Source organism: Methylomonas montana, from assembly GCF_030490285.1.
Lineage (GTDB): Bacteria > Pseudomonadota > Gammaproteobacteria > Methylococcales > Methylomonadaceae > Methylomonas > Methylomonas montana.
Window position 1 is genome coordinate 2,628,985 of record NZ_CP129884.1, and the last position, 20,951, is coordinate 2,649,935.

A 20,951-nucleotide genomic window follows, 5' to 3' on the forward strand; every position below is an offset into this window, starting at 1 on the left:
CGACGACTGCAAGGATGCAGGAGGTAGGGCCACGCCGGGAGCAGTTGCCGAGGGGTGCGGGGAGAGGGTCGGGAAGTCATAAAATGAGCCGCTGCGCGGACTATTTGAATGCCGCCTAAATTGATCCTTAACAGTCATCTCGCTAGTCCTTGATGGGATCCGTAAAGATGTCTTTCCGGATGCGTTCGGCAACTGGGCGTACATAACCCCAGCGCCGGAACTGGCCGCTCGGCTCGCGCACCCGTTCCCAGCCGATCTTCTGCATGATCCGCCCTACCCTTGAGGTCATCCGGTTGGCTTCATCGATCTTCGATTTCTCGACCTTGCAGGCGTTGATCAAGAGATCCAGCGCGGTATAGAAGTTACGTAGCTTCTCGGATGGATCGTTCACATATCCTTGTATGAGCTCTTCCCAGGCGTCGACCGACAAACGAGTCGCCTGTTCAGGTTCGAAATACAACCGCTCCTCTTCCGGTGTCGGCCAAAACCGTTCGCCGGCGTTAAAGGCCACGAGGGCTTCGGCAAACAGCTGCTCGCGGATGTCCCGTAATAATTCGGTATCCACCTCAGCACAGCGAACTGGCCAGATGCGCCGGTTACCGGTCTGATCTTTCAAATACTGGTCAAGGTTGGTCGTGCCGCCAAACAGGCACACGCGCGGCGCTTCCACCGGCCGGCGGTCATACGGCCGGCGAAACTTGTCTCTGACGATCGCCAGGAACGACTTAAACGCCGTATCCTCGGACCGGCTAAACATCCCCATCTCGGCCATCTCTTGAAGCCAAACGCCCTGGATGGCCATGTTGCCTTCGTTGGTACCGATATCGAATGGCGTCTCGCTAAACCAGGGATCGGCCAGGATCCGGAAGAAACTAGACTTCCCCTGCCCTTGCTTGCCTTCCAGGACCAGCATGTAGTCAAATTTGCAGCCCGGCCGGAAGATTCGCGCGACCATGGCGATCAGGAAAAACCGGCCGGCCAGGCGCAGAAAAGGTGTGTTCTCGGCTTGGGTAATATCGGCCAGGTAGCAATCCAGTCGAGAAGTGCCATCCCAGGGCGCCAGGCCCGTCAAGAACTGCCTCACCGGATGAAACTTGTGCGCGTTAGCGGCGTGAGAAACGCCCTCGGCGATGGTTGACATGGCCTTGATCAGCACGTCGACGTCGTCGGCCAGCCACTCATCGAGACAAGAATCGTCGGCGCCGTCCCAAACGCCGGGCTCGGCGGTCCATGGCGTCGGCAGCAGCTTTTCGATTTGATGCGCAAATTCGTTGTAGCCGATCACCCCGCGCCACTTCGGATGCATCCGCAAAATCTTCGCCACGTTGGATCGGCACGGCTCGATGCCGCCGCGGGCTTTTTTGGCTAGGGCGTGATACCAGGCGCTATCAGGATTGGGCGTATCGTCAGGCGGATCGGGGTAATCCGGATAGTCGGGGTAATCCGGCGGAAAATCGCCAGAATCCCCGCCGCCAGCGCTAGCCGGCACCGGAGTAGAAAGCAATTTGGCAGCAGACTCGGCTTCGGCTGAGCCCATGAACAGCTTCGACTTGGCCCGGACATAATTCGCAAGGGTCAAGCCCGTCAAGCCGTCTGCAATGGCGTCGGCCACGTCCCAGCCGTTTTTCATGGTGCCCACTGGCGGAATCGCCATCACCCACACCTTGCAGCCCAATTCCACCAGCTTCTCGGCGATCTTGCGGGCGGCAACCATGCCAGGCTGCTTATCCTCAGGCAAAAAGGGCGGGATAAAATCGTCGGGAGCGTCCTTAGGTTTTTTCTCGCGCTGGCTATCGCAATCCGGCCAAATGATCACCTTGCGGCCGGCCAGCGGCGTCCAATCGGCTTTATCAACCGCCTTGGAACCGCCCGACCAGGTCAGGCAGGCTAGCTCGGCCAGCTCGATATCGGCCGCGTCGGCGCATTTCTCGCCCTCCAGCAGTAGCACGGGGCTGTTATGTTCCGGATCGTCGATATCGGCAACGGTCAACCGCTCCAGGCCGTACAGCGGCCGCGGTACCGCCCATTGCATCCAGCGCCATTCGCACTGGCCGGTTTTCTCATGCCGGCACCAGGTCAGCGGCAACACTTCCTTGCCGCCGTCGCTGCTTTTGAACCGGTACACATGCCCCAGCACAGCGCCATCGAGGCCGTGATAGGTCCACACGGTGTCGGGTAGGCCGCGCACAGAATGCGCTTTGTGGCGCTCCGGCGCATCGGCCGGTACCGGAATGATGGGGTGCCAGAGGGATTCGTTGGAGGGTTTTTTGTTCGGCTCGGCAGGTTTATCCCCCTGCCGAGGCTGACGGTTATAAGGCGCCTTCGCCTTCTTCTCTCGGGGTGTATTTGGTGCCTCGATGCCCAGCAGCTCGCCCAGCTCTTTCGCGGCGGCGCCCTGGTCATCGTTGCAAAACAGATAGGCATACAGCGAGATCGGATCGGAACCCGCATCGTCGGTGGCGAAGTCCTGCCACACACCCTTGCGGATATTGATCGAAAACGATCCCTTCTTGCTATCGCCACGGGTCGGATTAATCGCCCGATACTCAGAGCCGCTCGGCTCGCCGTCGGGCAGCCATTCGCCTAATAGCGACTCAAACTGTCCCAGTGCCGCGCGGTTGATCGCGGCGAAATCGATTTTTTTGCCGGCCATTCAGATCAAAATGGTAAGCAGTCGTCGCTATCGCACTGATTAAGGCGCTTCCCGCAGGTCGGGCATCTCTCCGGAATCCATTTTCTGAAAAACCAGTAATAGAAAAACCCTATGACTCTCGCATGACGACTTTCCCATGAGCACAGATCCACATCGTCTACCAATTTTCGATCGCAACGGATGCAGGTGTAAATCCCGGCTTCATCATCCCGACAGCTTGCGATATAGGGATAATGCCCAAACCACCAGCAATACAATTGTCTCAATAATTTAATCTTAGGCAGCATCATCGATCATTCCCCGCAAGTCGGGCATGGCGCCAAACCAACCGCTACCATCAAACAATCCGTGGCCGTTTCAAACGGCGGCATCAGGTCGGTTGACACGAGGGTATTCGCCTCGATAGCCGATACCCCATCCCAGTCATCGACCAGGCGATGGTCCGGTTGTTTTGTCAGTAGCTTGTGCGCCAGTTCCGCGCGCTTATTGGCCGTCGTGCCATACAAAATAATTTTGCTCACATCCAATCCCTAAAAACAGCCTCGAACCGGCCATTGACCCAGCGCCGCCAACCGGTAGCAGCCAAATCAATCGCCCCATAAATCACAATGCCCAGCAGCAGAAAGCCCAACACGGCCAAAAACACCAAAAACGAAAACAAGCCGCTCGCTACCGCGCCAACCAGCAAAACAAACGGCTTCAACATCAAGCCGGCACCGGCTAACACCAACAACGCCCCTAGGCTCAGCTCTTGAATAAAAGTCGCGCCGGCGCGTAAAAGTCCATCCATACCATTCCCCTTAATGACAACTTGGTGGCTGCACCAAGCCCAAATCAAACGCCGCTAAAATCGCCGCACAGCGGGCATTCTGCGAATCGCTATGGATGCCCAGCTTCGAATAAATATGCTCAAGATGCATGGAAATCGTCTTGGCCGACACATTCAATCGCCGCGCCATTACTTTGTCCGGCATGGCCTGGCACAACAGCTGCAACACCTCGAATTCCCGTTCCGTTAATCCACGCCGATGGGCAGTGGGCAATGCCGGCATGCCAGCCACCTGGATACTAGGAACTCGATAAACAGCGGGCGTTTCCATCGACAATCTCCAAGAAAAACAATAGGGGAAATTCCCTAGGCCCTATTCCCTAAGGAATCGGCCTAATAGTCCAAACAGCCAAAACCAGCGATCCTATGTCCAGCCCAAAAACGGCCGCCGAAGCGGCCCAGGTAGGAGGCACAACAGGAAGGCTTCGCATTAATCGTGGCAGCCATGGCTAGACAGATGGATGCTCAACGGCTGGCCGATGATCTGCGCAGTCAGATAAATAGTGCTCAAGCCGTGGGACGTTGTCCCACGGCGGCAATTGCTCTAGCCACTCACGCACTTGCTGCGCCAGGAGCGGAGACGGCGTTTCAGACGAAAGACAGGCATTAAGACCCATAGGAAAACCTCATGAATGAAATACAAAAACTCCAACGGCTCATATTAAGAACCGCCGGAAAAGTGGAAGGCATTAAAAACCTCATGTTCGCCATCGCCCTTAACCATCCAAATCCGCAAAAAATTTTGCAGGATTTCGAAGACATAACCGCAGCAAAACCCTTTGGGCCTTTAGAACTAGACGCCCAAGAAGGCTTAGATTCGATTCGTCGAGAACTGCGTAAGAAAATTGAATCACTCGCCGAACGCGAACATGCTCACGGTGAAGGCCCGAAAAAACCTCATTGATCTCGTCGATTTCGGATTGAAATGGTTGATTGGTCATGAGGCGACCGAATCGGTGTTGATGTTGTGGGCTTCGGCCAATTTACGAATAGCTTCTGCCCGCTCAAAATAAGTGGTCTTGTGTTTTCCGTTTCTCAATCGCGTGACAGTAGATTGAGGGGCGCCAATCTTTTCGCCGATTTCAGCGTCGGTCATGGTAGTTTTTAACTGATTCAGGACGGTTTGTATGTTCATGGCAAAAAATAATAATACGCTTCCGTATCTTAGTCAACGAGCAAACGTATTTGCCGAAAAAAATACGGACACGTATGCTCACGGCATGAGCACCTTACGAGAGATCTTAGAAGATGAGATGAGCCTTCAAGGCCTGAATGATTATGATTTAGAGGCTAAATCAAAAGTCCCTCAGCCAACAATCCAGAGAATCAGAAGCGGAAAACATGGTGATCCACGATCGACAACCGTTAAAAAGTTGGCGTTCGGCCTGGGTCTGACAGAGGCGCAACTTAGAGGTATAGAGCCGAGAAAGCACGAGAATCGTGTTTCCGAGCTGGCGCCCCCGCAATTTAAAGCAATTAGATATGGAAGCTTTCGCTTGCAAGCAGGAGTTATTGGGTTCGCCGTTGACTATCACGGCGACGAGCAGGAGCCGGTATTCATTCATGTCGCCAAACTACAACGAGAAGGCTTAAAACCTGAAACGCTAATTGCAGCTGGTGTAACAGGCGATTCCATGGAAACAAGCTTATATGATGGCGACACTGTCATCATAGATACCAGCAAAACCACACCGAAAGACGGCGATGTATACGCCATCAACTACGAAGGCGAATTGCTCATTAAGCGCATGATTCGCGATGCCGGGCAATGGTGGCTGCAATCAGATAATCCGGACAAAAACAGACACCCAAACAAGCTGTGTTCCGGCGATCTCTGTCTGGTGATAGGCAAGGTCGTTATCAAGGAAAGTACGAGGATTTAGCTCGTAGGGCGGATAAGTGCTGGGTTGGTGGAATTTGAGAAAATACTAATGGAAACAAAAATAGGATGAATATTAAATATCCCCTTACTCCGCTGGCTTTGCTGCTGCCTATCCTTACTGGCTGTACCGGCGTCATTCAGGCAATGCCAAGAGATTCAGGAAAAGTCTACAGCGGCGAAGTCTTCGGTAACGGCTTTAGCTCAGGCTCCATCACTCTCCCGATTAACGGCGAAACTTACTCCGGGCCGATTGTTAGCACGGATGCTGGTTTCGGTCTTATCCAACGCCACGGAAACAGTGCCTCGGCTTCCGAATTCGGCGGCACCCGAACCGTCAAAGGCATTCTCTCATCGCCTAGTGGCAAAGGCTTACGATGCGAATTTACCTCGAATGGCCTAGGTGGAAGCGGTATCTGTATAGATGACAAACAACAAATTTATGATGCGATTGTTCATCTTTAGCCTGGTCATGTTATTGGCCGGCTGCGCCAGTGTTTCCGACATCGATCTCAGCAAAGTGGAAACCCAGTGCGGCCAAACCTGCGCCAAGACCTATTCGGGATGCGTAGGAAAATTCACCTTCTTCCCGATAATGATGCAGCACGAATGCACCGACGCCCTAAAGCTCTGTGCTCAGGCCTGTCCTCCTAGATAACACGACAATGAAGTTGCTGAATATCGTCCTGGCAATCATGGTTCTTTCTGGCTGCGCCAAATCATCTACCATTCAACCCGCAGCCTCCAGCGAATCCGGATTCGCTCATGTCCTATGGAGCGGTGAAACTAGCCAGGTTTCCAAGCCTACTCCTGGAGAAGAAGCCTTCCGAGTTTTTCATCAAGGCGCTACCGGCTTTGTGACGGTGTCCGCCCTCCGAGAATCCGCCGAAAAGCGGGCAACCGAATTCTGTGCCCGCAAACAAAAAAACCTCAATGTCCTTCAGGAAACCGCATCCACCACGCCATTGGGATTAGGTGAATTCCCGCGCATCGAACTGGTGTTCGAATGCCTGACCATTAAATAATTATGCCGCCAGATCAAACCAATCAATCACTAACCCCAGAAGAAATTGAGATGCTCGTGCTAAGACTCGCGAAAATCTGCATCGATACCACAATCCGTACCAACCCTGCTGCAGCAGACGTTCTTTGCGATCTTTTGCTAAAAGAGAAGGAATCGCTTCAACAGAGTCAATTTCCACAACTCGCAACGCGGTTTTCGGCGCTGGCCGGTCTCTGGGGAGGCTTAACAAGTATTCAGATACTTCGCGAGATAGACGATAGCGCACCCCCTCACTAGCAATATCAATAATTTTCGGTATCTCTCCCAGCTGTTCGTATATATACAAATCCTCTTTACTTAATTGATTTATCATGGCTCGTTCTCCTCACTAAACCCGCCCCGTGCGGGTTTTTTTATGCTCATCGCAGCCGCATTCTAGCGGTTTTTTGCTGCCTGTCGAAAAAATAATACGATACCGTATTGACAAATAAAATACGCTAACGTATCTTTACGCCAAGCCACACGCCCGGAACCAGAAAAACCTGTCCGCCGCTGTATCGGCCCGCGATCCGGACGCGTTCCGGAGTTTTTTAGGAGTAGCAATGAGCTTAATCAAACCTTCAATCGGGCGTGTCGTCTGGTACTGGCCCACTCAATCAGAAAAAACCGGTGCCGGCGTCGACCTGCCTTCGGTATCTGCCAGCAATGATCAACCACTAGCGGCGACCGTGGCTTGTGTCCATAGCGACAAAATGGTCAACCTGTCTGTCGTCGACGCGAATGGTCGCCAGTATTCGAGAACATCGGTGTCACTTCTTCAAGAAGGCGATGTGCGTCCGGAAAACGGTGGTTTTGCCGAGTGGATGCCGTACCAAATCAGCCAGGCCGCCAAAGAAGCAGAAAAAGTCACTGAATCGGCTGGTGAAAACGACGAAGAACTGGGCTCGGAAGAATAACGCGTCCCAAAACCGTTAGGCGGCTGGGTTGCGCTCACTTGGCAACTCAGCCCCAAAAAGACAATACGCGATCCGGACGCTTTCCGGAGTTTTTTAGGAACCTGCCATGAAAATACACGACGTCGAAATTAGGGCCATCGTTCCCGTGGTTGATCGCGGCTTAGTGCCCCAAAAAGGCGACATGATCAAAGTTGCAGATTGCAAAAATCACCGCGATTGGCTGGAGCTGGAAAACGGCGAAATCATTCCGCTGAATTGGAAATACTGTTTTGTCAAAAAAGTATGCAAAGACGGCTCATTTCTAGCATGCGGGCGTTGGTTTAGAGCGTTAACGGCTCAGGCATACGTCAATGCAAACCATTTTGGCACCGCTGTCATCTACCTTTAGGAACCCGCCATGCTAATCGCCGAAAAAACCCTGAAAGACACCGTGACGTTCATCGTTGCCCAGTTTCATCGGGATACGAAAAGCGCTCAGGACCTGGACGCCTGTTATCAAAACGCCAGATCGGAACTCGCCGGCATATCCAAGCTGCTCATCGGCCGCCGGGAACATGCCTACACAGAGCTGGCGCTAATCGACCTTAAAAAAATTTACGACAAATGCCGCAAGGCTGAGGCGGCTTAATCAAATGCCAACGACAGAAAAAATTACCTGGTACCCAGTAAGCGACCGGCTGCCGGATGACGAAATGACGGTGCTGTTATGGCATCCGGAAATGGATGAACCCGTTTGGCTTGGTTATCACTTAGATGGCGGTTGGTTCGCTGCTGATAGCTTTCCATTGCCAGATGGCACCGTGCTGTACTGGGCCGAGATGCTTGCTGGTCCTGAGAAAACTAGCACGTGTAATTGCAGGGCAGATATTGAGGAAATGCTGCTTGCGCGATTCATCGAACAATCCCCTGAGGCAACCGAACATAAAGCTTCATTGACTGGGTATGGCTTCCTGTTTTCAGGCACTGGTTTAGAAATGAAAGGCTGCATGCCTTTCGAAACAACAGCGAAATTCCCTTTAAAAAAAGGTGGGGTTAAAGCGAAAACCCAGAAGCAAAGCATGATGTTCAACTACTGCCCATTCTGCGGCGAAAAGTATCCAGATCAAAAGAAAACAGGATGAAGCCGCTTTGTACAAAACGCCTTGTCAGCAGGGTGTTTTTTACAAAGTGCAGTTGCTTTGTGTGTGCGTTCCTTCCTACTGACCCGGCTTCGATAGCGGGTCTTTTTTGAAGGGTCATCACGTAAACCCTGCCGGTTAGGGACAAAAAGCCGGTAGGGTTTACGTGATGGCTTGGCCGGTGTCCTCCCGCACCGGAAAAAGGCTGGAGCAGTCGTGCGGTTTCTTTTCATACCTAATTGGTTCCGCATTGGCCCTGCTGTGGAAAACGGGGCGCCAAGCCATCAAACACTTTAACAAGGAGGCGCCATGTCTACCAAAACGAACCCGATCAAAGTCGATCTACCCGACGACGAAGCCCTAGCGCTGGCGCAGTTGTGCAAACGCATCAGCTATAGCGATTGCCGGACCAACGCTGTCGATAACGCCGAGGCCTACATCATGCTGGATGCCATCGCCAAGCTTCAAAAAAGCCTGGCCGAAGCCGGCTACTCACCAAGATAGGAGAAATCATGAGCATCACAGTAAACCTACTAAAGCCAAATGCCAAGATCGATAACGCCATGACCAAAAATAGATTGGCCTGGAGTATCGACGCCATGATGAAGGCAAAAGCCCGGCAGCTAGGAGTTGCCCCCAGCCAATACCTGATCGATACGGTGACCGTCAAGGCCTGCAACCGACTGGACGAAGGCATCAATGCCCTGGCGATATTCTTCGAAACGCGCGACGAAGTGGAAGCCATGCTGCTTCGTCAGGAAAAAGCCGACTCCATTATCGATCAGCTGATCGGCCTCATCCGTCAAACCGCCGAACAAAACCCCATGGCTAAACATCAGGCTATTTAACCGGAGAAAAACAATGTGGTTTAAAAATTTAGCGGTTTACCGATTGCAAGAAACGGTCTTTATTCGATCGGTATTAAACGAAGCGCTCTTACAAAGACCATTTACACCCTGCCAGGCACAGGACGAATTCAGTTTCGGCTTTGTGCCGCCAGTCAACGAATCATCCGATGTATTAGTGCGTGAAGTCGCTCTGCACCTGATGGTCTGCGGTAAAAAAGAAGAGAGAATCTTACCCTCCGCCGCGATCAACGAAGAGCTGGCCAAGCGCCTTAAGGAAATCGAAGAACGCGAAGCGCGGAAGCTGCCGGCAAAAGAACGGTTGCGTATGAAAGACGAGCTGATTTTCGAACTGTTGCCTCGGGCCTTAACCAAGTCGGCCAAGACCTTTGCCTACATTGACCTGGCGAACGGCTATCTGATCGTGGATTCCGCGTCGTCCAAAAAAGCCGAGGACTTATTACGCCAGTTGCGTAAATGCCTGGGCTCGCTGCCAGTGGTGCCGTTGCAAGCCATCGTCAAACCGGCCGGCGTGATGACGCAATGGGTAACGGATCCCGAAAACTGCCTGCCGGCCGGGTTTGCGCTTGATGATGAATGCGAACTGCGATCGCCGGATAAAACCGGTGGGGTAATCCGCGGCAAACATTGCGAAGGCGATGCCGGCGAATGGGCTAGAAGCCATATTGAAGCAGGAATGGTCGTCCATAAGCTGGCGCTGACCTGGCGGGACCGGATCAGCTTCACCCTCGACGCCAACCTGGCAATCAAGCGCCTGAAATTTTTAGACCTGGTTCAAGAGCAAGCGGCGGATACCGAAGCCTTCGATGAAGCCGAGCAATTCGATGGCGACTTTACCATCATGGCCGGCGAAATCGCCAACCTGCTGGCCGATCTGGTTGAGGCGTTCGGCGGACGTCCCGAACAGGCCGCCACATCATGAACTATTTCCTACACATCCTCTTTAAATGGCAACGCTGGCGCTGGCAAAAGCGCGAAGAGCGGCTGCTTAAAATCAATATCGGCTGCATGAGACGCACGAAATGAAAAACAAACTGACCGATCTCAACGACCACTTATTCGCGCAACTGGAACGGCTGGGCGATGAAAGTCTTGAAGGTGAAAAGCTCAAGGCGGAAATAGAGCGAGGCAAGGCCATTACTGGCGTCGCCAGCCAGATCATTGCTAACGGTCGCTTGGTGCTCGATGCGGAAGTCGCCAAATCGGACCATCAACTCAAATTTACCCCTAAAGCATTGGCGGCCGAATGAAAAACCACCACCGTTATACACCAGAGCAAATTGACTGGCTGCGTAAAAATCGCAAGCTATGGCTGATTTCTGAAACAGTGGATAAATTCAATGCCGAGTTTAAAACCAGCTTAAGCAAGTCAGCTATCAACGGCGCCTGTAAAAGGCTAAAAATTTACACCGGCAGAACAGGCCTATTCACAAAAAGCGGCACATCTTGGAACGCAGGGCTAAAAATCGGCAGCAAGGGAAAATCGACATCCACGCAGTTTAAAAAAGGTGGCACGCCCCATAACGCGCTGCCTGTCGGCGCCGAGCGTATAAAAGCTGATGGTTACCTTTGGCAAAAAATTGCCGAGCCTGATCAATGGCGACAAAAGCACCGGATTTTATGGGAAGAAAGAAACGGCCCGATTCCGGACGATATGCGTCTGGTGTTTAAAGATGGCGATCTCGCCAATTTTGCCGAGGACAATTTCGAACTGGTCAGCAATGCCGAACTGCTTCGTCTTTGCAAAAATCAATACAGGGCGCAGCCAACAGAATTAAAGCCGGTGGTGATGACCTTATCAAAATTGCAGGTCCGAATTTTCGATAAATGCCGCTCAGTACAGGAGGTCGGTTAATGAGCATCCATAAAACCAACCAACCCGTCCGCACACTGTACAAGGTCTGCTGCAGAAACTGGGAAATCAGAATAGTTACCGGTCAGCCCTGGCCTGGCCAGGACAGCGAGGGTGACAAATGTTTCGTCAATACCCATTTCGAGAACGAACTCGACGCGATAAAGCGGCTGATCGATTGCGCCTGGGCCCGTCTGTCGCTTGCACAGCGCGCCATTTCCACCGCTGAATACCATCTGAGACAAGCCAAGCAGGAAGGAGCGGGCTCGAAAGCGGCTATTGAAAAACTAAGGACTGAGTATCCGGATTATTTTCAGCATGATGCTGATGCGGAGAACGATTGATGGCTACAAAACCGGCAACAACCGACTTATTTGAAGCGTTTTCGAACAAATGCCCGATCTGCAAAATGGGATACCCAGAACTGATCGATGACACCGACAACCCAAACCGGGCATTAGTCTCCATGGAACCCATTGCTGCATACCAGTGCGATACCTGCGGCTGGAAAACAGCAGGTCATGTCGTTAGAGGCGATTATATACAGACACTCGAAAAGCGCTGGAGCACCGTCTCTAAAATTCAGATCGCGAGCGCCAGATACGACCTTGGCATCTCAAATATTGCCAATCGATTGTCAGCCTGGGAATTTTATTTTTGCTACCAGATGGTGGAATAAAGCATGACAGCGCTAATCCCATTGGATCAATGGAACGCCAACACCTACGGCGGAAAATTCAGTATCAACACGCTACGCGCCTGGGCCAGAAATGGCAACATCGCCCCTGCCCCGCAAAAAGTAGGCCGCGATTGGTTGGTGGATCGCGCCGCCAAGTACGTCAAAAATGACAGACCGTCTAAAATTCCCTGTAATGTCGACATGAGCATTGCCGCTACCGATCCTGTGGTATTGTCAATTCTGAATGGCAGCCGTAAAAAATTGTTGAAACAGTAACGGGTAAACAACATGGCCCCCCGCAAACGCTCAGGCGAAAATCGTGACCTGAACAAAATCCCAAACCTGTACCGTAAGCTTGACAAGCGCACCAACAAGGCGTCTTTCCAGTACAAAGACCCCCGAGACGGAACCTTCTATGGCATGGGTACAGACGAAGAAATAGCCAAAATCAAGGCTAAACAACTTAACGCGGCCATTTACGCGCAACTGGCCCAATCAGACACAGACCGTATCATGGCGCAACATCCAGCCGTCAAACAATACGGAATAGCGTTTGAAAAGTGGATTGCCGAATATTTGCGCATTACCGACGAACGCCTGTCTACTGGAGATATCAAACCCAACACACACAGAATCCGAGCGCATCTGGCTGCTCGGTTGGGTGAAATGTTCAAAGGCAAAGGCATCCAGAGCATCAGCGTCAAGGATATAGCCCAAGGCCTGAAAGCCTATCATGACCAGGGCAAGGCGCGAATGGCGCAGTCGTTACGCTCCACGTTGATCGATATCTTTGCCGAAGCAATACAGGCCGGCGAGATCGAAAACAACCCAGCCAGCATGACCAAGAACAAACCAGCAGTCGTGAAACGCTCCAGGCTTACCTATGACGAGTGGAGTAAGATATTTTTAGCTGCGGAAGACCTGAATCCTTGGGTGCAAAACTCTATGCTGCTGGCTTTGCTGACAGGACAGCGCCTGGAGGATATCGCCCTGGCCCGATTCAAGAAATCAGCAGACTGGGGGCCGGCATTGATCGCCTACCGCAAGCGAGAGAACCACCCAATAAAACCCTATGCGTTCATCGAGTCCGACTTTTTACACGTCCCACAACAGAAGACCGGTACCCTGCTCCGCATTCCGCTCGACTTACGCCTTGACTGTCTGAAACTGTCAGTGGGCGACGTGGTCAGCCGATGCCGGCGTCATGCCGTGTCGCAATACCTGATACACCACACACAAAACGGTTTTAAGCAAAGCGTCGGCGACCCCGTGCATTTGAATACAGTCAGCAAAGGCTTTGCCAAGGCGCGCGGAAAATCCGGACTGACCTGGGACGGAAAAACCCCGCCAACCTTCCACGAACAACGCAGCCTTGCCGAACGTCTGTATCGAGAGCAAGGATTGAACACTCAGACATTGCTTGGTCATAAATCGCAAAAAATGACCGACGTTTACCATGACGTTCGCGGCGCAGAATGGCTCGATGTGGTCACAAAATAGATATTTATTTTGGGGAGATTTTGGGGAGATTTTGGGGAACGCCGTAAGCCTTTGTTTATCATAAACAAAAGCTTAAAGCCATATATTGCCCATACAAACAAACAAAACCTTGATTTTCCGCATAGTTATAAAGTTTTTAGATTAGATGACGCTAAATTGTAAGCTATACTCTGATCGCCTGTCTTTAGGCTCGCACTGGAAAGACAGGTAAATTATAAAAATTAAAAGCGTATTCAGGAGTTTGGGATGTTGATGATGAACTGGCATTCGGTGGGAGTAAAGGTGGTTTCGATAACCATGTCAGTACTCACATTGGTAGGCATAGCAATTTTAGTTGTTTACGCAAATGTCGAAAAACAAAAACTGGTTGATAGGGAAATCCAATCGTCGCGCCAGTTGCTGATACTTTCCGAATCGATTCGAGACAATGTCGTCAAGAAATGGGAAGCGGGTATTTATTCACCCGAGCAACTCATGCACCTAGTCCAGCAAAACGATCCCGCCAAATCCAGAGACCTGGTCATTGCTACGGTACCGACCGCTAACGCCTGGGATGTGATCGAATCGGAAGCAAAGGATCATGGCTTCCGTTTTAAAGCACCCAGTATCAGCCCCAGAAACCCTAGGAATGCAGCGGACGACATCGAACGCAAAGCCCTGGAATTCTTCAAGAGCAATCCCGCCGCCGCCGATTACAGCTATGTTGACGAAGACAAGCAGGAGATTCGCTACCTTCGCCCTGTGAAAATGGTTAAACAATGCGAACTTTGTCACGGCGACCCGAAAACCTCGCAAACTCTTTGGAACAACGACAAAGGCCAGGATTTGCTTGGCTACCCGATGGAAAATCGCCGAGCCGGCGATTTACACGGCGCGTTTGAAATCATCACGCCATTCAGCGTAACGCTCGGCCAATTGACAACCCATGCGTATTACGCCGTCGGCTTCCTGTGCCTGACATTGGTCATTATCGGCCTCACCGGCTATTTCACGATGAGCAAAATCATCATCGGTCCGCTAACGGCATTAGCCTTAAAACTCCAAGACATCGGCAGTGGCGACGGCGATCTTCGCGCTCGCCTGGACGCAAGCGGCAAATCGGAATTTGCTTGGATTGCCTCAAGCTTCAATTCTTTCGTTCGCAAAATAGGCAAAACGATAGATCAAATCAGTGTTACCAGTGAAAAACTGACTAGCGCTTCGCACAAATTAGCGAATATTACCCAGACCACCCAAGCTGGCGTCGAACGCCAATTACACGAAACCACCCTGGTCGCCAATGCAATGAAACAAATGACCTCCACCGTACAGGAGGTTGCCAAAAACGCCGTCAGAGCATCCGAGGCTGCCGAAATCGCCGACAAAGAAGCCTCTTCCGGCAAAAGCATCGTCAAGGAAGCGGTAAACGGCATCAATAGCTTGGCGTCGGAAGTGGAAAACGCCGCCAATGTCATTCATGAACTAGAAAACGACAGCAACAGCATTGGCGAAGTACTGGGGGTCATTCAAGGCATCGCCGAACAAACCAATCTGCTGGCGTTAAACGCCGCGATCGAAGCGGCGCGAGCCGGTGAACAAGGTCGAGGTTTCGCGGTAGTGGCCGACGAGGTCAGAACTTTGGCCAGCCGCACCCAAAACTCTACACTGGAAATTCAAAAAACCATCGAACGCTTGCAAGACCGTGCCAAGCAAGCGGTGGCGGTGATGGATAATGGTAGAAGCCGAGCGACATCGAGTGTCGAACAAGCCGCTTCGGCGGGCGGCTCCATCACTTCGATCAGCGAACGTATAGACACCATCAATGACATGAACAATCAGATTGCCAGCGCTGCCGAAGAACAAACTGCAGTTGCCGAGGAAATCAATCGTAATATCAGCAATATCAGCCATGTCTCCGAAGAAACCTCGATAGGCGCCAAAAACACTGCAGACGCCTGCCACGAATTACTCGAACTGGCGAATCAATTGCGCTCCATGGTCGGAAACTTCAAAACCTAATCCGAACAATCAGGTCGGCGCGACTGGTCGCGCCGACCAAATCCAAGTCGAATTTATCAAACCTGTTTGTCCTGCCTGACTATACTTAACGGCGCATCATCGTTAATTTCCTTCATTAAGGTCAGGTCTTAAAAATGCCAACATCCATCAATCTGCTGTTCGACCAAATTCACAAAATTCCGCAAATCCCCGAAGTAGTAAGAACTGTCATTAATCAACTGAATAATCCCCATGCGGAGATGCTGGATATAGCAAAAAACGTTGAAAAGGAACAAGTTCTTGTTTTAAAAATCCTTCGTTTGGTGAACTCCGCGCATTTCGGTTTATCCCGCAAAATAGGCTCCATCGATGAAGCCATCACCATGCTGGGCCTCAATCAGTTAAAAACCTTAGTCATCGCATCCGGCCTGATCAGCGTAGTGCCGCAATTAGAACATTTCGACGTGAAGCAAAGTTGGCGCAATAGTTTTCGGACCGCCAGCCACGCGAAATGGCTAGCCGCACAATCAGGACAGGCGGCGGATATTGCCTATACGGCGGGTCTGGTCAGCAATCTGGGTAATATTCTGATTCATATCGGCAGTCCCCGAGAGGCCAACGAAATCGATCAACACGTCAAAGCCGGGAGCTCTCGACTCGAAACCGAGAAAAAACGCCTAGGCTTCACCAGCCAAGCAGTCTGCGCCGAACTGTGCCGCCGCTGGAAATTTGCCGATGAGTTGATAGAAACCATTGAGCAGTCCGCCGAGCCCATGACAGCCGAAACGCCTAACAAACTGAGTTGCGCGGTATTCTTGGCTCATTTCATCAGCGATTGCCAAGATCGGGGTTTGGACGAAAGCCAGATATTAGCGCGCTTACCGACCGAGGTAAGCGAGCAATTGGGACTGTCAACCCAATTGCTTAACGAAAAAATGCCGCAAATTCTTGCCGAAAAATCGGAACTGGACGGCCTCCTGGATTAAACGCCAAAAGATCAACAATCGCTTGGCCTGTCCCAAGAGACTCGGATTAGCGTGCCATCATGCCTAAATTGACCGCGATATGCGCCAGCTCGGTCGTGGTATCGACTTGCAGCTTTTTCTTGATTTGCGTCGCATAGTTGGCCACGGTTTTATGGCCGAGGCAAAGTTGATCGGCGATTTTATGTACCGTCAAGCCTTGGGCCAGCAGACTAAACACATCGAATTCTCGCGGCGAGAAGCTGGCGATAGTTGCTTGATGGTCGCTGTGCTGCTCCGTCTCGTGACTTTCCTTGATCAGGCCACGCTCGACATAACATTGGCCATCCATAATCGCGCCTATCGCTTCCGCCAAGATACCAGGAGCGCTATTCTTGGTGATATACCCCAATGCCCCGGCACTCAACGCGCGACTCACATAAACCTGCTCATGATGAACGCTAAAGACCAGAATACGCGCCTGACTATCGCGCTGGACGATACGGCGTATGGTTTCCAGGCCGCCGATGCCGGGCATCGATAAGTCCATCACCAACATATCCGGATTCAATTCTTGATAAAGCTGAATCGCTTGCTCTCCGCGCTCGGCTTCGCCGATCACCTCGACACTATCGCCGGTCGCCAATAACATTCGAAAGCCGGCCCTCACCACCAGATGGTCGTCTACCAGCAGGATTTTAATTTTGTCATTCATGCTAAAGGGATACGCGCGTTAACCATCAAGCCATTGCCGGGACGCGAAACCACCTCCAGTTCGCCGTCCAACGACTTGATCCGTTCTTTGATACCTGATAAACCAAAGCCGCGGCTAATGGACTTCAAATCGCAACCTTGGCCATCGTCTTGCACTTTGAGCCACAAACAGGCTTGCGGCCGTACCAGCTTTTCCAGATCAATGCTGACCCGATGGGCCTTGGCGTGACGTACCACATTGGTCAAACATTCCTGGATCACCCGAAATACTTGGATAGTCAGATTTTTATCCAGATCGTCCACTTCATCGCTGCAACGGATAGTCAATTGCAGCTCGGCATTGCGCTCCGCCCAATGATTGACCATCTCCTCCAAGGTGGCTTTCAAGCCCAACTCGGTCAACACCAAGGGATGCAATTGCTGCATCATCGAGCGCACCACGGTCATCAGATGGTCGCAAATCTCGGTAATCGATGCGGTAATTTTGGCGGTATCGGCTTTCTGGTGCGCTGCCGTCACGGCCATCACCTTAATCGCCGTCAGCGACTGCCCAAACTCGTCATGCAGCTCCTGAGACAAGCGTTGCCGCTCTTCTTCTTGTATCGCCAGCGAATGCTGCGTCAACGCCCGGTTTTCCTGGCGGGCTTTTTCCAGCTCCACGGTCATATGGTTGATAGCCTTGGCGATGTTGTCGAACTCCTGTGTTGAAAACGGTGGCAATTGCTGCCGATACTGACCGGTTTCAACCAGACGCAAGGCGTCGACAATCACCCCGATAGATTTCAAGGATTTATTAAACACCAGATTGACCGCGAAAAACGTCAACATGGTTAGCAAAGAAATCGAGGCAAAAAAAGCCACGCTTTCCTGCCAGACTTCGGTGATTTCATCGAGCGGCTGCGCCTGGATAATCAATGTCAATAGCTTGCCGTCCTGGGTATGCAATTGATGTTCGACTTTGGGATAATCGCCTTTTACCAAGCGGATAAACCAGGCAGGCGGCATCTCTTCCGGATTGCTGGGTTGATGTTCCCCGGCGAAATGGATCAATTGACCATCCGGCTTTTGTAATTGGATGCTTAAATGCCGAGTTTGCCGCAATGCGCTGAAACGGGATAAATCGTCGCTTTGCTGGAACACCGGCGTATCGGCAATCCCCAAGGTAATCAGTTGCAGCGCCAAATGGATAGAAGCATCGACTTCTTTCTCGACTGACTGTCGCGCCTGCCATACCGCAATCGCCCCGCCCAGCACCAGAATACAAACCGAAGACAACAGGATGCGACAAATAATCTGATAGCGAAGGCTCATAACATCAAGGGTATTAAAAACCAGCCATTATCCCGCCTTGCTTCCCACGCAGCTATAGGAAAAATTCTTTTTTAGCCTTCGATGCATTCAGCTAACACCGCCATGAGTACAAGCGCAGCCATCCCCATTCATGGCTAGTCGCGCAAGCGAACATAAAAACCCTGATTCACCACCACCCTCGCAGCTTTCAGTGGTCATTGGCTATAATCCGCTTACATCACCTATAAACGTCCAGATGCATCCGAAAAAAGTCGACAGAGCCCGCACCGTTAAACTCGAAGACTTGCCGAATATCGGCAAGGCCTGCGCGGGAGATTTGCGGCTGATCGGCATAGACAGGCCCGAGCAACTGATCGGTCGGGATCCTTTCGAACTTTACGAACAACTTTGCCGAACCACCGGTGTCCACCACGACCCATGTATGATCGACGTCTTGATGTCTGTCGTAGCCTTCATGAACGGCGGTGAGCCGCAGCCTTGGTGGGCATTTACCAAGGCGCGAAAGCGGCGTTACCAAACGACTCAACATTAGCCAGGAGCAGCGCATGGGCATGGCGCAAGTCAAGATTTACGGGATTAAGGAACACTCGACATCGAAATATGCGTCCTGGAAAGTCCGCCGGAAAACTGGGGCTTTAACATTCGATTGAACTACAAGATTGACGTCTGACAATGAAAATCCGCTCTTATCAAACCGGCGACCAGGACGCCTTGATCGCGCTATGGGATGAATGCGGTCTGCTCCGCCCCTGGAACGATCCTTACCTGGACATCGAGCGCAAGCTTGGCGTACAGCCGGAATTGTTTCTGGTAGGCGTCAATGGAGACCAGAAAATCATCGCTAGCGCAATGGCGGGCTTCGACGGCCATCGCGGCTGGGTCAATTATCTGGCCGTCGCCCCCGATAAACGACGCTTATCCCTGGGCAGGCAATTGATGAATGAAGCGGAACGCTTGCTGATAGAACGCGGTTGCCCGAAGCTGAATCTACAGGTACGTACCGGCAATCTGGAAGTGTTGGAGTTTTACCGCAAGCTAGGCTACGTTCAAGACGACGTTGTCAGCCTCGGCAAGCGGCTGATTCAGGATCAGCAATAGACAGCCCCCCGACATAGATTCAGTGCGCGTCGAGTTTTAGTGGGTTATCGCCATCGTCTGCGGGAACGGCTTGTAAAGTGTTCTCGCCTAACGCTTCCCGGCGGGGTTGTATGAATTTTTCCAGCAGCCACGGATCGTCAAAATGCCGTTTGCCGAGGAAGGCAATCGCATGCGATCCCCATTGGCGCATGGCCCCCGCGCTCGGCACTCCCATAGGCCAAAATAGAAATCGCTCCGGACGCTCGCTGCCCGGTACCAAACCATCCGTATCAAACAAACTGCGGTGTCGGCCGTTGGGCATCGGCAGCGAGCGGAGTTGGTCATAAGCAAGCCAGCCATAAATGTCGGAAACCGCTGCCTGTTCTTCCGATCCGATACCACGGATGAAATGGTTGCCCGAAGCGACCTGAATCACCAGGCGTTCGCCGGGCTTGGGTCCAAGAATCGGCATCGGCGACAAGATCGGCTCCGAACCGTCCAGGGGTTGCACGAACCGTGCGCCTTCACCCGGAAAGACCATGTAATAACAGCCGCAGGGATGAATACTGTCATAGGCCAGCGGCTTGCCATCCATCCCCAAGGTAACGCGCCAGATGAGTCCGTCGAAGCGGCCTGCATAAATATCCATCCAGCTTACCGATGGCCGGGCTGGAAACCAGACGAGGTAATTGAGTTGGAGCAGCACTTGGCCGCCAAGGCGTGTATAAGACGGCAGCCGATAAACGACGGGTTTTTGAGTGTTGATATAGCTTTTTCCATCCTCATCGTCAATGTCGGCAGAACCGATGCGGTCATTGTCGTCCGCCGTGTCAACGGCCCAGATCGGCGCAAAAGTGGAAAATAATCGGGCGAATTGATCGTCGGAAGGCTCAGGAATGCTTAATGGATTAAGCGCCGACTGCTCAAGAACCTTGGCAACCTCGGCCGAACTTAGCGCATCCGGCGCCGGTGGGGCATAGCGAATCAATCGGCCTGTGCCGGACCGATTCTGATCGGGATTGAGGAAGGGTTCGCGCATTTCCCGCTGCACCCGCCAAACACCATCGACGATGACCCAGCGGCTGAGAAAATAGAGACCGAAGAACCGCTGCCAGGTCGAATAGGCATCTGGCGGCTCGATAGCTGATAACAATTGGCCGCGCCGATGCGGATACATCAGCTCCTGCTCGGCTAGGATGTGTCCACAGACATTCACTACTGTTTCGACATTAGAGCCGAAAGCGTCCAGCGGCGAAGCTGTCGCCTCTGCTGGCAAGTTACGCCATTCGATCAGCCGGGCTGTTTCATCCAGTTTCCGCAAACGTTCAAGCCATGCAGCGTAAGCTTCGCCTGCCACACCTTCATTTGCAAAAGACGCCAGGAATCGATCGACACGCAATTCCGGAAAACCGGATATCCGAGCCGCAGTTGCATCCGCCACGCCGTACTCATCGACACGTCGGTCCATCTCGTCGAACAGGCTGTCGCAATCCATGCTCTGTATCGGTGACGGCGGAAGCGGTCTCCAACTAGCGCAGGCTTGAAGACATAAAACGAGTATGCCGGCCAGTGCTG

The 20,951-nt window shown here is 52.2% G+C and carries 30 protein-coding genes; 21 read left to right on the top strand and 9 right to left on the bottom strand.

Annotation, left to right across the window (positions count from 1 at the left end; translation table 11 throughout):
• Nucleotides 1-142 precede the first annotated feature (142 nt).
• The 4 genes from QZJ86_RS12145 to QZJ86_RS12160 form a co-directional block, all read right to left on the bottom strand.
• Nucleotides 143-2,653, bottom strand: coding sequence for a VapE domain-containing protein (locus QZJ86_RS12145; protein ID WP_301670681.1), 2,511 nt, complete (start codon nt 2,651-2,653; stop codon nt 143-145).
• Nucleotides 2,654-2,946: 293 nt separating this feature from the next.
• Nucleotides 2,947-3,174: a hypothetical protein gene (locus QZJ86_RS12150; protein WP_301670682.1), complete on the bottom strand. Its 228-nt coding sequence runs from the start codon at nt 3,172-3,174 to the stop codon at nt 2,947-2,949.
• Nucleotides 3,171-3,443: a hypothetical protein gene (locus QZJ86_RS12155; RefSeq protein WP_301670683.1), complete on the bottom strand. Its 273-nt coding sequence runs from the start codon at nt 3,441-3,443 to the stop codon at nt 3,171-3,173. Before QZJ86_RS12155 ends, QZJ86_RS12150 begins: the two co-directional genes overlap by 4 nt.
• A 10-nt stretch (nt 3,444-3,453) precedes the next feature.
• Nucleotides 3,454-3,753 carry a response regulator transcription factor gene (locus QZJ86_RS12160; RefSeq protein WP_301670684.1) on the bottom strand — a complete coding sequence of 100 codons (300 nt, stop codon included), beginning with the start codon at nt 3,751-3,753 and terminating at the stop codon, nt 3,454-3,456.
• A gap of 357 nt (nt 3,754-4,110) precedes the next feature.
• Here QZJ86_RS12160 and QZJ86_RS12165 point away from each other — a divergent pair, with 357 nt between their 5' ends.
• A complete protein-coding gene (locus QZJ86_RS12165; protein ID WP_301670685.1) occupies nt 4,111-4,386 on the top strand; it encodes a hypothetical protein in 276 nt (91 codons plus the stop codon).
• A 33-nt stretch (nt 4,387-4,419) separates the two neighbouring features.
• On the opposite strand, the gene QZJ86_RS12170 is transcribed toward QZJ86_RS12165, so the two are convergent.
• Nucleotides 4,420-4,617: a helix-turn-helix domain-containing protein gene (locus tag QZJ86_RS12170; RefSeq protein WP_301670686.1), complete on the bottom strand. Its 198-nt coding sequence runs from the start codon at nt 4,615-4,617 to the stop codon at nt 4,420-4,422.
• Here QZJ86_RS12170 and QZJ86_RS12175 point away from each other — a divergent pair.
• The 3 genes from QZJ86_RS12175 to QZJ86_RS12185 all read left to right on the top strand — a co-directional run bounded on the left by QZJ86_RS12175 (nt 4,610) and on the right by QZJ86_RS12185 (nt 6,386).
• Nucleotides 4,610-5,365, top strand: a complete 756-nt coding sequence (locus tag QZJ86_RS12175; protein ID WP_301670687.1) for a LexA family transcriptional regulator — start codon at nt 4,610-4,612, stop codon at nt 5,363-5,365. The two genes, QZJ86_RS12170 and QZJ86_RS12175, sit on opposite strands and share 8 nt — an antisense overlap.
• A 65-nt stretch (nt 5,366-5,430) precedes the next feature.
• Nucleotides 5,431-5,826, top strand: coding sequence for a hypothetical protein (locus QZJ86_RS12180; protein WP_301670688.1), 396 nt, complete (start codon nt 5,431-5,433; stop codon nt 5,824-5,826).
• Nucleotides 5,827-6,026: 200 nt separating this feature from the next.
• On the top strand, nt 6,027-6,386 hold the full coding sequence (locus tag QZJ86_RS12185; protein ID WP_301670690.1) for a hypothetical protein: 360 nt from the start codon (nt 6,027-6,029) through the stop codon (nt 6,384-6,386).
• On the opposite strand, the gene QZJ86_RS12190 is transcribed toward QZJ86_RS12185, so the two are convergent.
• On the bottom strand, nt 6,387-6,737 hold the full coding sequence (locus QZJ86_RS12190; RefSeq protein ID WP_301670691.1) for a hypothetical protein: 351 nt from the start codon (nt 6,735-6,737) through the stop codon (nt 6,387-6,389).
• 229 nt (nt 6,738-6,966) lie between these two features.
• On the opposite strand from QZJ86_RS12190, the gene QZJ86_RS12195 reads away from it, so the two are divergent.
• From QZJ86_RS12195 to QZJ86_RS12265, 15 genes are all read left to right on the top strand, one after another.
• Nucleotides 6,967-7,320 carry a hypothetical protein gene (locus tag QZJ86_RS12195; RefSeq protein WP_301670692.1) on the top strand — a complete coding sequence of 118 codons (354 nt, stop codon included), beginning with the start codon at nt 6,967-6,969 and terminating at the stop codon, nt 7,318-7,320.
• 106 nt (nt 7,321-7,426) lie between these two features.
• A complete protein-coding gene (locus tag QZJ86_RS12200) occupies nt 7,427-7,708 on the top strand; it encodes a hypothetical protein (RefSeq protein ID WP_301670693.1) in 282 nt (93 codons plus the stop codon).
• A 9-nt stretch (nt 7,709-7,717) separates the two neighbouring features.
• On the top strand, nt 7,718-7,948 hold the full coding sequence (locus tag QZJ86_RS12205; protein ID WP_301670694.1) for a hypothetical protein: 231 nt from the start codon (nt 7,718-7,720) through the stop codon (nt 7,946-7,948).
• Nucleotides 7,949-7,952: 4 nt separating this feature from the next.
• Nucleotides 7,953-8,441, top strand: coding sequence for a hypothetical protein (locus QZJ86_RS12210; protein ID WP_301670695.1), 489 nt, complete (start codon nt 7,953-7,955; stop codon nt 8,439-8,441).
• 306 nt (nt 8,442-8,747) lie between these two features.
• A complete protein-coding gene (locus QZJ86_RS12215) occupies nt 8,748-8,942 on the top strand; it encodes a DUF7706 family protein (RefSeq protein ID WP_301670696.1) in 195 nt (64 codons plus the stop codon).
• Nucleotides 8,943-8,950: 8 nt separating this feature from the next.
• Nucleotides 8,951-9,286: a hypothetical protein gene (locus tag QZJ86_RS12220; RefSeq protein ID WP_301670697.1), complete on the top strand. Its 336-nt coding sequence runs from the start codon at nt 8,951-8,953 to the stop codon at nt 9,284-9,286.
• Nucleotides 9,287-9,299: 13 nt separating this feature from the next.
• Nucleotides 9,300-10,226, top strand: a complete 927-nt coding sequence (locus QZJ86_RS12225) for a recombination-associated protein RdgC (protein WP_301670699.1) — start codon at nt 9,300-9,302, stop codon at nt 10,224-10,226.
• A gap of 100 nt (nt 10,227-10,326) precedes the next feature.
• Nucleotides 10,327-10,554 (top strand): hypothetical protein, encoded by a 228-nt coding sequence (locus tag QZJ86_RS12230; RefSeq protein ID WP_301670700.1) that lies wholly within the window; start codon nt 10,327-10,329, stop codon nt 10,552-10,554.
• Nucleotides 10,551-11,159: an HNH endonuclease signature motif containing protein gene (locus QZJ86_RS12235; RefSeq protein WP_301670701.1), complete on the top strand. Its 609-nt coding sequence runs from the start codon at nt 10,551-10,553 to the stop codon at nt 11,157-11,159. The genes QZJ86_RS12230 and QZJ86_RS12235 overlap by 4 nt, the downstream gene beginning before the upstream one ends.
• Complete coding sequence (locus QZJ86_RS12240; RefSeq protein WP_301670702.1) at nt 11,159-11,500, top strand: hypothetical protein; 342 nt, start codon at nt 11,159-11,161, stop codon at nt 11,498-11,500. Before QZJ86_RS12235 ends, QZJ86_RS12240 begins: the two co-directional genes overlap by 1 nt.
• Nucleotides 11,500-11,835 (top strand): hypothetical protein, encoded by a 336-nt coding sequence (locus QZJ86_RS12245; protein ID WP_301670703.1) that lies wholly within the window; start codon nt 11,500-11,502, stop codon nt 11,833-11,835. Before QZJ86_RS12240 ends, QZJ86_RS12245 begins: the two co-directional genes overlap by 1 nt.
• A gap of 3 nt (nt 11,836-11,838) precedes the next feature.
• Entirely contained in the window at nt 11,839-12,111 is a 273-nt protein-coding gene (locus QZJ86_RS12250) for an excisionase (RefSeq protein WP_301670704.1), read from the top strand.
• A 12-nt stretch (nt 12,112-12,123) separates the two neighbouring features.
• The gene (locus QZJ86_RS12255; protein WP_301670705.1) at nt 12,124-13,335 is read left to right on the top strand and encodes a phage integrase Arm DNA-binding domain-containing protein; all 1,212 of its coding nucleotides are present in this window, start codon (nt 12,124-12,126) and stop codon (nt 13,333-13,335) included.
• A gap of 297 nt (nt 13,336-13,632) precedes the next feature.
• Nucleotides 13,633-15,333, top strand: a complete 1,701-nt coding sequence (locus QZJ86_RS12260; RefSeq protein WP_301670706.1) for a methyl-accepting chemotaxis protein — start codon at nt 13,633-13,635, stop codon at nt 15,331-15,333.
• A 134-nt stretch (nt 15,334-15,467) separates the two neighbouring features.
• Entirely contained in the window at nt 15,468-16,298 is an 831-nt protein-coding gene (locus tag QZJ86_RS12265) for an HDOD domain-containing protein (protein ID WP_301670707.1), read from the top strand.
• Between the two features lie 46 nt (nt 16,299-16,344).
• On the opposite strand, the gene QZJ86_RS12270 is transcribed toward QZJ86_RS12265, so the two are convergent.
• Both QZJ86_RS12270 and QZJ86_RS12275 read right to left on the bottom strand, forming a co-directional pair.
• Complete coding sequence (locus tag QZJ86_RS12270; RefSeq protein ID WP_301670708.1) at nt 16,345-16,989, bottom strand: response regulator transcription factor; 645 nt, start codon at nt 16,987-16,989, stop codon at nt 16,345-16,347.
• On the bottom strand, nt 16,986-18,299 hold the full coding sequence (locus tag QZJ86_RS12275; RefSeq protein ID WP_301670709.1) for a sensor histidine kinase: 1,314 nt from the start codon (nt 18,297-18,299) through the stop codon (nt 16,986-16,988). The genes QZJ86_RS12270 and QZJ86_RS12275 overlap by 4 nt, the downstream gene beginning before the upstream one ends.
• Before the next feature lie 235 nt (nt 18,300-18,534).
• Here QZJ86_RS12275 and QZJ86_RS12280 point away from each other — a divergent pair, with 235 nt between their 5' ends.
• Nucleotides 18,535-18,831, top strand: coding sequence for a helix-hairpin-helix domain-containing protein (locus tag QZJ86_RS12280; RefSeq protein ID WP_301670710.1), 297 nt, complete (start codon nt 18,535-18,537; stop codon nt 18,829-18,831).
• Nucleotides 18,832-18,971: 140 nt separating this feature from the next.
• Nucleotides 18,972-19,397, top strand: coding sequence for a GNAT family acetyltransferase (locus tag QZJ86_RS12285; protein WP_301670711.1), 426 nt, complete (start codon nt 18,972-18,974; stop codon nt 19,395-19,397).
• Nucleotides 19,398-19,416: 19 nt separating this feature from the next.
• Here the strand turns inward: QZJ86_RS12285 and QZJ86_RS12290 are convergent, their stop codons facing one another.
• Nucleotides 19,417-20,871: a hypothetical protein gene (locus QZJ86_RS12290; protein WP_301670712.1), complete on the bottom strand. Its 1,455-nt coding sequence runs from the start codon at nt 20,869-20,871 to the stop codon at nt 19,417-19,419.
• Nucleotides 20,872-20,951 lie beyond the last annotated feature (80 nt).

Coding starts and splice junctions, on each gene's coding strand:
- QZJ86_RS12145 (WP_301670681.1), bottom strand. CDS start 2,653: ATGGCCGGCAAAAAAATCGATTTCGCCGCGATCAACCGCGCGGCACTG.
- QZJ86_RS12155 (WP_301670683.1), bottom strand. CDS start 3,443: ATGGATGGACTTTTACGCGCCGGCGCGACTTTTATTCAAGAGCTGAGC.
- QZJ86_RS12160 (WP_301670684.1), bottom strand. CDS start 3,753: ATGGAAACGCCCGCTGTTTATCGAGTTCCTAGTATCCAGGTGGCTGGC.
- QZJ86_RS12165 (WP_301670685.1), top strand. CDS start 4,111: ATGAATGAAATACAAAAACTCCAACGGCTCATATTAAGAACCGCCGGA.
- QZJ86_RS12175 (WP_301670687.1), top strand. CDS start 4,610: ATGTTCATGGCAAAAAATAATAATACGCTTCCGTATCTTAGTCAACGA.
- QZJ86_RS12170 (WP_301670686.1), bottom strand. CDS start 4,617: ATGAACATACAAACCGTCCTGAATCAGTTAAAAACTACCATGACCGAC.
- QZJ86_RS12180 (WP_301670688.1), top strand. CDS start 5,431: ATGAATATTAAATATCCCCTTACTCCGCTGGCTTTGCTGCTGCCTATC.
- QZJ86_RS12185 (WP_301670690.1), top strand. CDS start 6,027: ATGAAGTTGCTGAATATCGTCCTGGCAATCATGGTTCTTTCTGGCTGC.
- QZJ86_RS12190 (WP_301670691.1), bottom strand. CDS start 6,737: ATGATAAATCAATTAAGTAAAGAGGATTTGTATATATACGAACAGCTG.
- QZJ86_RS12195 (WP_301670692.1), top strand. CDS start 6,967: ATGAGCTTAATCAAACCTTCAATCGGGCGTGTCGTCTGGTACTGGCCC.
- QZJ86_RS12200 (WP_301670693.1), top strand. CDS start 7,427: ATGAAAATACACGACGTCGAAATTAGGGCCATCGTTCCCGTGGTTGAT.
- QZJ86_RS12205 (WP_301670694.1), top strand. CDS start 7,718: ATGCTAATCGCCGAAAAAACCCTGAAAGACACCGTGACGTTCATCGTT.
- QZJ86_RS12210 (WP_301670695.1), top strand. CDS start 7,953: ATGCCAACGACAGAAAAAATTACCTGGTACCCAGTAAGCGACCGGCTG.
- QZJ86_RS12215 (WP_301670696.1), top strand. CDS start 8,748: ATGTCTACCAAAACGAACCCGATCAAAGTCGATCTACCCGACGACGAA.
- QZJ86_RS12220 (WP_301670697.1), top strand. CDS start 8,951: ATGAGCATCACAGTAAACCTACTAAAGCCAAATGCCAAGATCGATAAC.
- QZJ86_RS12225 (WP_301670699.1), top strand. CDS start 9,300: ATGTGGTTTAAAAATTTAGCGGTTTACCGATTGCAAGAAACGGTCTTT.
- QZJ86_RS12230 (WP_301670700.1), top strand. CDS start 10,327: ATGAAAAACAAACTGACCGATCTCAACGACCACTTATTCGCGCAACTG.
- QZJ86_RS12235 (WP_301670701.1), top strand. CDS start 10,551: ATGAAAAACCACCACCGTTATACACCAGAGCAAATTGACTGGCTGCGT.
- QZJ86_RS12240 (WP_301670702.1), top strand. CDS start 11,159: ATGAGCATCCATAAAACCAACCAACCCGTCCGCACACTGTACAAGGTC.
- QZJ86_RS12245 (WP_301670703.1), top strand. CDS start 11,500: ATGGCTACAAAACCGGCAACAACCGACTTATTTGAAGCGTTTTCGAAC.
- QZJ86_RS12250 (WP_301670704.1), top strand. CDS start 11,839: ATGACAGCGCTAATCCCATTGGATCAATGGAACGCCAACACCTACGGC.
- QZJ86_RS12255 (WP_301670705.1), top strand. CDS start 12,124: ATGGCCCCCCGCAAACGCTCAGGCGAAAATCGTGACCTGAACAAAATC.
- QZJ86_RS12260 (WP_301670706.1), top strand. CDS start 13,633: ATGTCAGTACTCACATTGGTAGGCATAGCAATTTTAGTTGTTTACGCA.
- QZJ86_RS12265 (WP_301670707.1), top strand. CDS start 15,468: ATGCCAACATCCATCAATCTGCTGTTCGACCAAATTCACAAAATTCCG.
- QZJ86_RS12270 (WP_301670708.1), bottom strand. CDS start 16,989: ATGAATGACAAAATTAAAATCCTGCTGGTAGACGACCATCTGGTGGTG.
- QZJ86_RS12275 (WP_301670709.1), bottom strand. CDS start 18,299: ATGAGCCTTCGCTATCAGATTATTTGTCGCATCCTGTTGTCTTCGGTT.
- QZJ86_RS12280 (WP_301670710.1), top strand. CDS start 18,535: ATGCATCCGAAAAAAGTCGACAGAGCCCGCACCGTTAAACTCGAAGAC.
- QZJ86_RS12285 (WP_301670711.1), top strand. CDS start 18,972: ATGAAAATCCGCTCTTATCAAACCGGCGACCAGGACGCCTTGATCGCG.
- QZJ86_RS12290 (WP_301670712.1), bottom strand. CDS start 20,871: ATGGATTGCGACAGCCTGTTCGACGAGATGGACCGACGTGTCGATGAG.